The 12,370-nt window shown below is 46.9% G+C and carries 14 protein-coding genes, 1 pseudogene and 1 riboswitch; of the genes and pseudogenes, 5 read left to right on the top strand and 10 right to left on the bottom strand.

Going from position 1 to position 12,370, the window contains the following annotated elements:
- The first annotated feature begins 7 nt into the window (after positions 1 to 7).
- The 4 genes from AC4E8B_RS06225 (at position 8) to yhbH (ending at position 2,775) form a co-directional block, all read left to right on the top strand.
- A complete protein-coding gene (locus tag AC4E8B_RS06225) occupies positions 8 to 181 on the top strand; it encodes a hypothetical protein (RefSeq protein ID WP_490217697.1) in 174 nt (57 codons plus the stop codon).
- Positions 182 to 298: 117 nt separating this feature from the next.
- Positions 299 to 766, top strand: a complete 468-nt coding sequence (locus AC4E8B_RS06230; RefSeq protein WP_490217698.1) for a stalk domain-containing protein — start codon at positions 299 to 301, stop codon at positions 764 to 766.
- Between the two features lie 22 nt (positions 767 to 788).
- A complete protein-coding gene (locus AC4E8B_RS06235; RefSeq protein WP_490217699.1) occupies positions 789 to 1,421 on the top strand; it encodes a polysaccharide deacetylase family protein in 633 nt (210 codons plus the stop codon).
- A gap of 184 nt (positions 1,422 to 1,605) precedes the next feature.
- The gene (gene yhbH / locus AC4E8B_RS06240; RefSeq protein WP_490217701.1) at positions 1,606 to 2,775 is read left to right on the top strand and encodes a sporulation protein YhbH; all 1,170 of its coding nucleotides are present in this window, start codon (positions 1,606 to 1,608) and stop codon (positions 2,773 to 2,775) included.
- A 110-nt stretch (positions 2,776 to 2,885) separates the two neighbouring features.
- On the opposite strand, the gene AC4E8B_RS06245 is transcribed toward yhbH, so the two are convergent.
- The 4 genes from AC4E8B_RS06245 to AC4E8B_RS06260 all read right to left on the bottom strand — a co-directional run bounded on the left by AC4E8B_RS06245 (position 2,886) and on the right by AC4E8B_RS06260 (position 5,605).
- Entirely contained in the window at positions 2,886 to 3,023 is a 138-nt protein-coding gene (locus tag AC4E8B_RS06245) for a hypothetical protein (protein ID WP_490217703.1), read from the bottom strand.
- 159 nt (positions 3,024 to 3,182) lie between these two features.
- The gene (locus AC4E8B_RS06250) at positions 3,183 to 3,395 is read right to left on the bottom strand and encodes a hypothetical protein (protein WP_490217704.1); all 213 of its coding nucleotides are present in this window, start codon (positions 3,393 to 3,395) and stop codon (positions 3,183 to 3,185) included.
- Between the two features lie 78 nt (positions 3,396 to 3,473).
- Positions 3,474 to 3,561: riboswitch (cyclic di-GMP riboswitch) on the bottom strand.
- 158 nt (positions 3,562 to 3,719) lie between these two features.
- A complete protein-coding gene (locus tag AC4E8B_RS06255) occupies positions 3,720 to 5,159 on the bottom strand; it encodes a TerD family protein (RefSeq protein ID WP_490217706.1) in 1,440 nt (479 codons plus the stop codon).
- A 230-nt stretch (positions 5,160 to 5,389) separates the two neighbouring features.
- Positions 5,390 to 5,605 (bottom strand): hypothetical protein, encoded by a 216-nt coding sequence (locus AC4E8B_RS06260; protein WP_490217707.1) that lies wholly within the window; start codon positions 5,603 to 5,605, stop codon positions 5,390 to 5,392.
- Between the two features lie 367 nt (positions 5,606 to 5,972).
- Between AC4E8B_RS06260 and AC4E8B_RS06265 the strand changes: the two genes are divergently transcribed.
- Positions 5,973 to 7,256 carry an IS110 family RNA-guided transposase gene (locus tag AC4E8B_RS06265; protein WP_490215983.1) on the top strand — a complete coding sequence of 428 codons (1,284 nt, stop codon included), beginning with the start codon at positions 5,973 to 5,975 and terminating at the stop codon, positions 7,254 to 7,256.
- A 533-nt stretch (positions 7,257 to 7,789) separates the two neighbouring features.
- Here the strand turns inward: AC4E8B_RS06265 and AC4E8B_RS06270 are convergent.
- The 6 genes and pseudogenes from AC4E8B_RS06270 to AC4E8B_RS06295 form a co-directional block, all read right to left on the bottom strand.
- Positions 7,790 to 8,620, bottom strand: a complete 831-nt coding sequence (locus AC4E8B_RS06270; protein ID WP_490217709.1) for an aldo/keto reductase — start codon at positions 8,618 to 8,620, stop codon at positions 7,790 to 7,792.
- Between the two features lie 80 nt (positions 8,621 to 8,700).
- A complete protein-coding gene (locus AC4E8B_RS06275) occupies positions 8,701 to 9,369 on the bottom strand; it encodes a P-II family nitrogen regulator (protein ID WP_490217710.1) in 669 nt (222 codons plus the stop codon).
- Positions 9,370 to 10,095, bottom strand: a complete 726-nt coding sequence (locus tag AC4E8B_RS06280) for a DUF1538 domain-containing protein (protein WP_490217712.1) — start codon at positions 10,093 to 10,095, stop codon at positions 9,370 to 9,372. It lies immediately after the preceding gene.
- A pseudogene (locus AC4E8B_RS06285) lies at positions 10,092 to 10,783 on the bottom strand (DUF1538 domain-containing protein). Before AC4E8B_RS06285 ends, AC4E8B_RS06280 begins: the two are co-directional and overlap by 4 nt.
- Positions 10,784 to 10,939: 156 nt before the next feature.
- Entirely contained in the window at positions 10,940 to 11,587 is a 648-nt protein-coding gene (locus AC4E8B_RS06290; RefSeq protein ID WP_490217714.1) for a spore coat protein, read from the bottom strand.
- A gap of 133 nt (positions 11,588 to 11,720) precedes the next feature.
- Positions 11,721 to 12,326: a DNA-3-methyladenine glycosylase gene (locus AC4E8B_RS06295; RefSeq protein ID WP_490217715.1), complete on the bottom strand. Its 606-nt coding sequence runs from the start codon at positions 12,324 to 12,326 to the stop codon at positions 11,721 to 11,723.
- Positions 12,327 to 12,370: the final 44 nt, after the last annotated feature.

Genomic DNA, 12,370 nt, shown 5'->3' on the forward strand with positions numbered 1-12,370 from the left:
GATTGAGATGAAGAAAAAGGAACTGGATAAGGACTTTGTGCCAAGAAACAGCTCCATGGCCGAAAATGTAGAAGAGATGCATAATCTCGGGAAGCAGATGGAGCATCTCAGAACTGGGGAAGAACTTGAAGAGGACGGAAAGCACCCCGACCCCATCCAATATAAAGAAAACGAAAAGTGACTCCTGCGCTGAAGCTGCAGGAGTTTTTTTATGAGCGCGATTTTCCCTGTGTTCTATTTGGCTGCAGGGCCTAATAGATATAGCAATAAACAGTTCCAAGTCAGGGGAGAAGCATGGATGGAAAAATGGCGGGCTGCTATTTTTATAGTGATTATGCTGTTTGTGCTGCAGGATGGACAGGCGTCTGCCGCACAAAGAAATGAATATATTTGTGCGGTCGGAGTGAATGATTCTGTCTTGAATTTAAAGCAGAACCCGCCGTTTGTGCTGGAGCATACAGCATATATGCCTATCAAAGATTTGGCAGCAGCCATCGGGGCCAGCATCTCCACAGAAAATCCGGATAGCTATATCATTAAAAAAGGGAAGGCATGGATCCGTTATTCTTTAAAAAATCAGCAGGCCACTACGTCCTTGGGGAAAACAGCTGAATGGAAAGGAAAGCTCAGGGAAAAAAACCTTTTCGTGCCTATCCGGTCTGCCGGCGAATTTTTCGGCTATAAAGTTGAATACCTCTCAGCCGGGCCTGCAGTCCGCCTGGTGAACAAAGGAGCGAAAATGGAAAACGAACATTGCCAGCAATAAAGCCGCACTAAAAGAGTTTTACGTGAAAAAAAGGGCTGTATACTTAACCTTTGATGACGGACCCGCTAAAGGAATGGAACAGATCCTTGATATCTTGAAAAAGAAGGAAGCAAAGGCTACATTCTTTATGATTGAACCGCAGGCCAGGGCCAATCCGGATTCAGTCAGGCGGCTGGTCAAGGAGGGGCATTATCCGGCGCTCCATAGTGTTTCCCATGATAAAGATAAGCTTTATGCCGGAAATCCGCAAAATCCTGCCCTGGAAATGGATAAGACCAGGAAAACAATATGGAGCCTGACTGGCATCGATTCCAGGCTGGTAAGGGTTCCTTATGGAAGCAAGCCTTACATGACAAATCCATTCAGGGATGCCCTTGTGCAGAAAGGGTATAAAATGTGGGATTGGAATATCGATACATTGGACTGGAAATACGCGAGGAGCAGTCCGCAGACCATCTTTGAAAATGTGAAAAAAGGGCTTCAGCCAGCGGCAGCAGCAGGAAAGCCCCCAGTCATCCTGATGCATGTGAACAGCGGGACCGTATCCATGCTGCCGCAGATCATCGATTACCTTTACTCACAAGGCTATGAATGCCAGGCTTATGACCCCGATCATCACTTTACAATGAATTTCTGGAAAGATGACAGGCTGTAAAAGAGGCTTGTCCGGAAGCATAGGCATTTGTCTTATTGTCAAAATTATTTGTAAATTATTTCGATGTCTCGCATAGTATAGAGTAATTAATATTTCACGTTCCTTTTGACACTCGGGATATTGTATGTTGCTTAAGACAAATGTGTGCAATGAATCCATGAAATTTTTTCAAGGAGGGGTTATAATGACCGACATCAACAACCGCCAGTTTGTGATTTCCGAAGAAGATTGGTCCCTCCATCGCAAAGGCCACGACGATCAGCAGCGCCACCAGGAAAAAGTACAGGATGCGATCCGGAACAATCTCCCAGATCTGATAACAGAAGAAAGCATTATAATGTCCAATGGCCGTGAAGTGGTGAAAATTCCGATTCGCTCTCTTGACGAATATAAAATTCGTTATAACTATGATAAAAATAAACATGTGGGCCAGGGGGACGGAGACAGCCAGGTAGGCGATGTTGTTGCCAGGGACGGCTCCAGCGGCCAGAAAGGCCCAGGAAAAGGCCAGGGTGCAGGCGATCAGCCGGGAGAAGACTATTTCGAGGCTGAAGTGTCCATGATGGAGCTTGAGGAAGCACTGTTCAAGCAGCTTGAGCTGCCGAACCTGAAAAAGAAGGAACAGGAAGAGCATCTTGTTGAAAACATTGAATTCAATGATATCCGCAAAACAGGATTAATGGGCAATATTGATAAAAAGCGCACAATGATGACAGCCTTTAAACGGAATGCGATGACAGGGAAGCCGGGCTTCTATCCGATCTATCAGGAAGATCTGAAGTTCAAGACATGGAATGAGATTGTAAAGCCTGATTCAAAGGCAGTCGTGCTCGCAATGATGGACACGAGCGGATCAATGGGATTATGGGAGAAGTATATGGCCAGAAGCTTTTTCTTTTGGATGACCCGGTTTTTGCGGACAAAGTATGAAACGGTGGAAATAGAGTTCATTGCCCACCATACAGAAGCGAAGGTCGTCACAGAGGAAGATTTCTTCTCGAAAGGGGAAAGCGGGGGAACCATTTGTTCGTCAGCCTACCGGAAAGCCCTGGAGCTGATCAATGAAAAATATAATCCCAGAAGATTCAATATCTACCCTTTCCACTTTTCCGATGGCGACAATCTCACGTCTGACAATGCCCGCTGTGTGAAGCTTGTTGAAGAGCTGATCGCGGTATCGAGCATGTTCGGCTACGGGGAGGTCAACCAGTACAACCGCCACTCGACCCTCATGTCCGCATATAAGAATATTAAAAATGAACACTTCAGATATTATATCCTCAAACAAAAAGCAGATGTTTTCCATGCGATGAAGAGCTTCTTTCAAAACGAAGAAAATAAAATCTATGCTTAAACACAAACCGGCTGGCGGAATGCCAGCCGGTTTTCCTGTGCAGCCGCACAAAAAAAGCCGTTTAATAAAAAGCGGCTTTCGTTGGCTGCCTGGTTCGGCTGCAGCAATTTTCACTTTTCCAGCGGGATTGCGATGATCTTTCCTCCGATTTGGACGTGGACTGTATCATTGAATACGGCTTTTACAATTCCTTTTAATGAGATCGATGAATTTAATGCCAATGTGGATTGTGCTGATTTTTCCGCCATAAGTATTCCCCTTTGCTTTGTATTTGAAGAGAAGTGGCCTGATTATAGTAAATGAGTTGGTTACTTTCTTTTTGCCACTTTTTTGGAATTCCTAAACCTGATTTGGCGCATCAGGCGGGAAATAAGCCTGGGGATGGGGGAAAGAAAAAAAGCAGCTGCTTATGAATAGCAGACTGCTTTTTCTTCCTTCAGCACGGAGCTTTTGCAGACAGGGCAATCAATATCATGAGTCTGCTTAAATTGGATTTTCTTGAAATCTTTTTTGATGAATGTTGAAAAGCCTTTGTACTTATAGCCGCATTCACAAAAATTTGAGTCTTTGATCAGATGCCTCTGATTGGTCTCTTTGCATAAAAATGTCGGATAAAACATTGTGTTCCCTCTCTTTAAAATGGATTAGGCAAATTAGAAAGGGGTGTGTTATGTTTAAAAGTTTACAAGAATAATATTCTTGGCAACCCGGCTGCCATGACAAATGATTTGTTTTAGGCCCGTGGCTTTGCGTCTTTTACTTTCGTAAAATTTGCCCTTAGTAAGATTAGCACTAAATCATGCTAAAAATAAAGTGTTTGTTAATTTTAAATATTATTTTTTTTCTATAGTGCTATATATTCATATTTGTACAGGTGGTGGATCCCCAATGGGGGATAGCGGAATAACAGCAGCCCGGCCGGCAAGGCCAGGCTGTGATTGATTTTAAGACAGGAACTCTGCAGGATTGAGTCCGAGCTCCCGGCAGATGTCACTGACTGCCTGCTGCTCATTCGGGTCAAAATGCCCGTCTGCAAAGCCGATCGCAATGCAGTAGCGGGCCACTAGCCTGGCGATTTCCGGCTTTGTCCGTATCCTGCCAAGCGCCTTGAATGCCTCTGCCCTGCCGATTGAAGGATCGCGTTCAATTTTCTGGACGTACAGGTTGAATTGCTGGATGACTTTCTGGGTATCAAAAACGCGAAGCTCATCGCTCTGATTGACGAACTCAAGCATTTTCTGGCGTTCTGCCGGATCCAGCCTTCCATCAGCCATCGCTACAAGCGCACATGCTGCCACGACTGCCTCAAGGACGTCCTGGCTCTTGAAGCGGTTAAAGAGATCTTGTGCTTTCCTTTTTTGCTGATTGGCCCATTCCGAGTAATCGGTCTGGGATGGAGACCAGGCATTTCCGCAGCTGTTGCAGGTAAACTTCAGCTGTTTCTTCCCGATGAATCCGCCAAGCAGCCCGACAGGTCCAAGGATCAGGCCGCCAATAGCCGCTTTGCCGAGACCGAATCCCTTTTCTCCGGTGCGTACATTTGTGGAATGGCAGCGCGGGCACGGAATTTCATCTCCCCCATATGCCTGTGGTGAAGAGTGGGAAGGCTGCCCATAGGAGGGAGCCGGATACGAAGCTTGCGGCTGTGCCTGCTGATAGTTTCCAGAAGCATAGTTCTGCTGTGGGCTTCCGGGATTATAGCTCTGCTGGTAATTTTGGCTTGGCGGTGTCTGCTGTGAATAGCTTTGCTGGTAGGTCTGGCTTTGCCCGAAAGACTGGCTGCCATGGGAAGGCTGGGGGGCCGGCTCATCATCAACTGTCACGCCGAAATTGCGGCAGAGTGCGGCAAGGCCGCCCTGAAAGCCGCTTGCGATGGCGTTGAATTTCCATTCCCCATTATGCCTGTACAGCTCCGCTGTCACGATCGCGGTTTCCACGGTAAAATCCCTTCCAAGGTTGAAGCGGATAAGCTCTTCATTATCCTGTTCATTGAAAATCCGTACATAAGCATTTTCGATATGGCCGAAATTCTGCTGTTTCGCCTGGGCGTCATGGATGGTGATTGTGAAAGCAATCCGGTGGATCGAGTCCGGCACCCTCCGCAGGTCAATCCTGATCTGTTCATCATCGCGTTCCCCTGCACCTGTGCGGTTATCGCCGCTGTATATGATAGAACCATTCCCGCCGTTAGGGTTGTTATAAAAAACGAAATCAAGGTCGCTATGTACTTTTCCTGATGCGCCTAATAAAAAGGCAGATGCGTCCAGATCATAGTTGGATCCTTGCCGGCTGATATCCCAGCCTAATCCAACGACAACATTTTGAAGCCCGGGGCGGTTCTTGGTCAAATCGACCTTCTGTCCTTTGCTGAGCGTCACTCCCATAAATTTCACTCCTTCTTTTCCATGACGGATGTTTTAATTCCGTCTTTTTATAGAATTATATATTCCCAATATAACACAGTTCGTGAAGCGGTTTACAGCTTTGGCTTTGCGGGCAGGCCTCTATTTTATAATACGGGCCGGGGCAGGAAAAGTTTCAGGGGCAGGGGGCTTCTTCAATTAAAAAAGCAGCTTCCCTGATTGGGGGAGCTGCCTCATGATTTGGTCATTTATTATCTGTCGACATAAGCCGGGGCTGAATGGTCCTGGCGGATATTCCCTTGGTCAGAATTGAGAAAAGGAAGTTTCGATTTGATTTTGCTGATATTGTCTTCACCGACTGTAGACTTTACCTTATTCATAACCTTATCCCGAGATTCCTTGTTCCTGAACATATATGCAAGTGCACCCAGTGCCACTACCCCAGTCAGGGAATTTCTTTTGCTCATGGATTAGTCCTCCTTAGGTTTGATACTATTCCTTTCCCTTTGCAGGGGGAGATAAACAGTTATATTTTGCTAACTGGCTGGACGAAGTTAAAGTTACTGATTACATCAAAAAGCGATTTGTATTAGCTGGGTTAGAATGAAAAAAAGTTTGATAAGCCTGTTGATTGGAGTGGAAGGCACGTAGACTCCTGCGGGATTGCAGCGGCAAAGCTGAGACCCCGCAGGAGGTACGACGAGGAGCATTCCTGTAATAAAGTAATTGGGTTACTTTTCGGGATTTCTGCGATGTGCATAAAAAAAGTCCCCCTGGTACGATAGAGAGTGTCATGCATGACCTCGAATTAAGTACCGAAGGGAGACTTCTACTATGGATATTACACAAAATGAACGACTTAGGCAAATTACTGAACACACACTGATCATTGGAATCGATATCGCCAAGTACAATCATGTGGCCCGGGCCATTGATGACCGCGGTATCGATTTATCCAAACGGCTAGTTTTCCCTAACTCGTTAGAAGGATTCAACCTTTTACTTCAGTGGGCAAGGCAACTAAGCCAGGAAACAGGTCGTCCAAACTTGATGATAGGCATGGAGCCCACAGGCCATTATTGGTTGAATTTAGCCTATTTTCTTAAAGCTAAAGGGGAAAAAACCGTCGTTGTAAACCCGATGAAGGTCAAAAAATCGAAAGAGCTGGATGATGATTCCCCCACCAAAAATGACACGAAGGACGCCAAAGTAATCGCCCAGGTCATACGTGCGGGCCGTTATCATGAACCTATCTTACCTGAGGGGTTATATGCAGAGCTTCGTGAAGGAATCAAACTGTTTGACATGATTCAAGAGGACCTGTCTTCGATTAAAGCACAAATGCATAATGTGCTGGATCGGTATTTCCCTGAATTCTTAACAGTCTTTAAAGAATGGAACGGCAAAGCAGCGCTACAATTCTTGAAGTGCGGTTATCTGCCCGAAGATATTCAGCAAAAGACAGAAGAAGAACTTCTTAAAGAAGTAAAGCCGGTGGCCCAGAATACTCCAATGTCGAAGATATCCCGCCTTAAGCAGGCGGCCGCCTCAAGCGTTGGAATGACCACTGGTCTCCGGATGGCCCGCAAGGAGATTCTATATCTTGTGGATCAGTATCATTGGTTATCAGAACGCCTCCAAGACCTTAAAGTAGAATTGGAGGAGCTGGTGCGGCAGGTTCCAGGGGCGGAGAGGATGATGGACATCAGAGGCATCGGGTCTATGACCGTCGTTGGCTTCTTTGCCGAGGTTGGCGACCTCTCAAATTACCGAGATCCACGCCAAATTATTAAATTAGCGGGACTCAACCTGAAGATGAACCAATCCGGCAAGCACAAGGGGCAGACAACCATTACCAAACGCGGAAGGCGGAGACTGCGTGCCATTCTGTATCAAGTCGCCCGCCCGCTGGCCTGTCACAATAAAGGGTTCAAAGCCCTCCATTATCACTACAAAAACAGGGCTAAAAACCCTCTAACGGGGAAACAGTCCTACATTGCCTTAGGCCGTAAGCTGATCAAAATCCTGTTTGTGATTGGAACACGGGAGTGTTCTTTCAGTGAAGAACGCATGATTCATGATATCCCACATTTCTCTGATGTACAGGTAGCTGTTTAAATCAAATTCCGTTTCTTGTATTGTTTGTTTATACTGTTTCTAAATCAAGACAGAAGAAGCACGGATAAGCCGGTCACCATTCCGAGCATTAGGGCATAGACCCACCCGAGGAGCATATCCGGCATCCACACATGGCTAGGTCGAACGAAGGAATTTGCGCGCATAGACGCCGAGAGAAATGGGAGGGTCCACCACCATGTCGTAAGTGGAGATCCAAAGGTGCGATTATCAATTTACTTCCTATAACTGGTAATTGATATATCCGGTCTATTGAGACGCAAAGTCCACTTCCAAATTCTTAAAAATTTGGATGAAAATGTTCATCTACGCCGTCCCCCTTCTTTATAGTCAAGAGATGAAATGGGAGTAAAACAAAGCAATTATAAGAAAACGGTCGTTTTCATGAGGGAGGCTCAGCGCCGCCCCGCGGAAAGCGAAGTGCCTGGAACGGAAATCAACAGCCCACATTGAGAGGGCTATTAAGACAAAAAGGGGTACAGAATGAACCCATTCCATACCCCTTTTGCCTATTATTAGAAATTAAAGTTATCAGGATCGGCACCGACGCGCTCGTTTTTGTTGAGGGCATCGATTTTTTCCATGTCTTCTGAGGAAAGCTCGAAGTCAAAGATGTCTGCATTTTCGATGATGCGGTGTTCTTTAACTGATTTCGGGATGGTGATGACCTCATTTTGCAGGTCCCAGCGCAGGATGATCTGGGCAGGGGACTTTTTATGCTTTTCGGCAATCTCTGTAATAACAGGCTCATCAAGGAGCTGTCCCTGCTTAAGAGGAGACCAGGCTTCAAGCTGGATTCCCTTTTGTTTGCAGAATTCGCGGAGCTCAAGCTGGGCCAGATGCGGGTGGTATTCAACCTGGTTGACCATCGGCACGATTTCCGCTGTTTCAAGCAGATCCTCCAGATGGTGGACATGGAAGTTGCTGACCCCGATTGCACGGACTCTGCCATCTTTATACAGCTTTTCTAAGGCTCTCCAAGTGTCTTTATACTTGCCTTTGACAGGCCAGTGGATCAGGTACAGATCGACATACTCCAGGCCAAGCTTTGAAAGGCTTTCGTCGAATGCCGCCAGTGCAGAGTCATAGCCCTGTTCAGAATTCCAGACCTTTGTCGTGATGAACAGTTCTTCGCGCGGGGCGCCTGATTCTTTTATAGCCTGTCCCACACCTTCTTCGTTGCCGTAAATGGCTGCGGTGTCAATGCTCTTGTAGCCGTTCTTGATTGCTGCCTTGACAGAATCAATTACTTCAGATCCTTCCTGGACCTTGAAAACGCCGAGTCCGAACCAGGGCATTTCCACTCCATTATGCAGCTTTGTTGTGTCCTGCAAGCTTTTTGGCATAGTGTTACCTCCCAGAAATTTAATTGCCACTTTATTTTCTCACAGATGGGGATATTTACTATATTGATTTGCTCAGGAATTTAGTGATTGATGCCTGCCACCTTATCGACATCAAGGATAAAGGAAATCCCATTGCCCGGTACATTCAGCTCGACTGCATAGCAGATTGCCTGGAATACTTCCTGTGTCCGGCCGCTGTGGATGATGGTCAGCACAATCTCTTTTTCGGGCTCGATCAGCATATTGAATAAAGTGGCTTTTTCATTGATGCCGATCCCTCTGCCGGAAATAATGGTTGCCCCGTCAGCTCCGGCGTCTTTTGAGGCCTTTACAATCTTTTCGGCTTCCGAGCTTTTTACAATGGTCACAATTAAATCGTATTCTTTATCGGCTGGCTTCATATTGGCCGCTCCTTCCTCTGCTTCTGCATCAGCGGGGTCTTCCGGTGATTGGACGCCGATGAATCCGCTAATATTGATAAGCAATCCAAGTCCTGTGCCGGGCCTTTCAAAATGGAGATGGCTGCTGACATCCGAGATGACGCCTTCAGCATATTCTTCCTTGATCAGCATGAGGATGACTTCTTTCTCATGGTTGATCTCCACACCGAGAAATGAGGTTTTCTCGTTTTTGCCTATACCCCTTGCATATACAGTTGCCGCGGCTGCAAGCCCGGATCCGCGTGCAAGCCGGACGGCTTTTTTGGCAGTGCCTTTTTTAACGATGGCAATGAAAAGCTTGTAGGTCATTTAAGAAGCACCTTCCTTCCTTTTAAACAGGAGGCCAAGGATCAGGACAGCCAGGATTGGTACGAGGGCGACCAGGGCAATCAGGCCAAAGCCATCTGTCATGGGATCCCGCCCCTCTGTTACTGCGGCAGCGCCGACGGCCATCGACAGGATAAAAGTGACGGTCATCGGCCCTGTTGCAACACCGCCCGAATCGAAGGCGATGCTTACAAAGCCGCTGTTGGAAAAATAGATCAGGATCAGCACGAGGGCATATCCCGGTGCAAGGTAATACCAGAGAGAGAAGCCGTGATGGATGCGGAGCATTGCCAGGGCAATGGATAAACCGACACCTCCGGAAAGGGTGAAGAGCATGATCCTTTCTGAGATATAGCCGGATGTTACTTTTTCAACTTGTTTGTTTAAAATTTTCACAGCCGGTTCTGCCAATGTAGTGACAAATCCGAGGACAAAGCCGATTGGGATCAAAATCCAGGAGTATGGAAGATTGCCCAGCTTTTTTCCCATTTCCTCGCCGATCGGCATGAAGCCAAGGTGGACTCCATGAAGGAAGAAGGCAAGTCCCGCATAGGCAGACAGAAATCCTGCAAGGATCTGAAACACCTTCTGTTTCTTTAATTTCAGAAAAAATAACTGAAAAATGATGAAACAAAGAAGGAGGGGGGCAAGGGCGAAGGCTACCTCTGACAGGGTGCCGCCAAATCCATGAAATAACTTGTCCATCATTTAAAGATCCCTCCCAGCAGCAGAACGGCCAGGATCGGCCCAATGGAAGCAAGGCCGACAAGGCCAAATGAATCGCCTGAGGATTGTTTGTTCCGGAACACCTGGGCCACACCTACTCCGAGTGCCAAAATGAAGGGAACGGCGAGCGGGCCTGTCGTTACGCCTCCTGCATCAAATGAAATCGGCACAAATGACGAAGGGGAAAGAAGCTGACAATAAAGACGATGGCATAGCCGGCAATCAAAATGATGGTAACAGGAATTTTGTAAATGGTCCGGATCATGGCAAGGGCCACGAAAAGGCCGACTCCTGCAGCCACGGACAATATGAGGGAAACGGACGATATCTTCCCTCCGGACACCTGGTCAACCTGTGTGGACAGCACCCTGACGTCAGGCTCGGCCAATGTAACGGCGATTCCGAGAATAAAGCCTGTTAATATGATGAGCCACGCTTTATTTGACTTCGGCAGGATCTTTCCAATCATTTCACCTATGGGAAGGAGGCCGATATTGACGCCGATAAGGAAGAACATCAGTCCAAGGATGACAAAGAACAGGCCGAAGAGAAATGGAAGAAAGTCTTTGAAGGGCAGTTGGATCAGGACAAGCTGCAATAATATGACAGCCGCAGAGACGGGAAGGATCGCAAGCAATGTTTCTTTGATGGATTCTTTAATTTCTTTCACACGGAGCGCCGCCTTTTATCAATTATTTGGTGTTTTAATTTCTGCTTTTTTACCCATTTTTTTAATTTAGTAACAGCAGGCTTTAAAAAAACATTTTCCAATTAATTGAAGGGAGGAAAAAGAAATGCAGGCACCCCATTGGGGCGCCTGCAGCGGTTATTGAAGGGTATTCATATTAGGCTGGTTCATCATCTGCTGTCCGCCTGCCTGGGTATAGCTTCCTAGCAGCTGTTCTGTATCCTGCGGCGCGAGCTGGGGAACCTGGTAATAATGCTTCTGATTCTGATAGAGGAATAGCTCGTAAGCCATTTCTGCATAATTGGGAACACTATCAGCAAGCACACGCCTTACAACTGGATTTGTACACTCCAATGCGGCCATTGACAGCTGGGAGGCTGCACCTTTCATTAAAGCAAGCAGGTAGCCTGAATAGCATTGGTCGCCAATCTCGGAAGCCGACTGCTTTGGTGCAGCAGGCTGGGATGGCTGGAGTCCGTAGATGACGTCATGCGTTTCGCCCATCATATAGGTTGTAGTCGGGACAGCCGGCTTTTGGCCGGTGGTGAAGCAGTCAACCATTGTGTTGTATTGGGTGATCATGAATTGCCTTTGGCGGTTTGCAATTTCCTTAAGCTGCGGATCCTGGATTTGCCCGCTGAACATAAGGAATTGATCGATTGCAGCTACAGTGCTTGAAAGGACTTCTTTCATATCCAGCATTTCGTGTCCGCCATGATTCATATGTGCCGGGATTTGTTCATTTGTGTTCATTCCTGCCTGTCCTTGCTGGTTAAACTGCTGCATCTGACTACCCCCAGTTAGTAATATTTTCCCCTTCATGAAGGGCTTTGATGGTGAAGACCATACATAACTATTGTGGTTCTTCAGGAAGATAATGATGCGGGGCAGATGCAGTTAAATAAGGAATAAACATCCATCATGAGGACTCTATTTGATGACGGGAAACATACGGGCTGCCTTTTATCCAGTAGCGCCATGGATAGTCCTTTGCTTCGCCGGAATTGTCTATCCCGATCCTCTTTCCTTTAGCAATCTCATCAGGGGTATAGCCTTCAGCAAGCATGAGGGGCGGTTCAGAAAAAAGCCGTCCATAATCGTCCATCGTCACACCGAGGGCTTTTGTCAGCTTTCCGGGCCCGTTAGTCAGATTCTTCAGATTGTCCATCTTTCTTCGCTCTTTCATCAGGGAGATTCCTTCCGCAGGTTCAATGGCCCTGATGAGCACAGCCTCCGGTTTGTCCTTTTCAGCGCTGACGACATTTAACAGGCAGTGGGTGTGCATGAGGTATGTGTAGGCGGCCCCAGGGGCTGCGAACATAACTTCAGTCCGCTTTGTCCGGCGGTTATTATAGCTGTGGGCAGCCCTGTCTTCAGGGCCTTTATAGGCTTCTGTTTCAACAATATATCCAGCGGCTGTACCATCAGGTGTTTCTTTTATCAATAGACAGCCAAGAAGGGCCTGGGCAAGTTCAATGGTCGGCTGCCGGTAAAACCCGGGCGGCAGTGGTTTCCTGTCCATCATTATTCAATCGCTCCCTTTAGTTCATAATGCAGAAGAAAAAATGA

The organism is Bacillus sp. SRL543 (genome assembly GCF_984799205.1).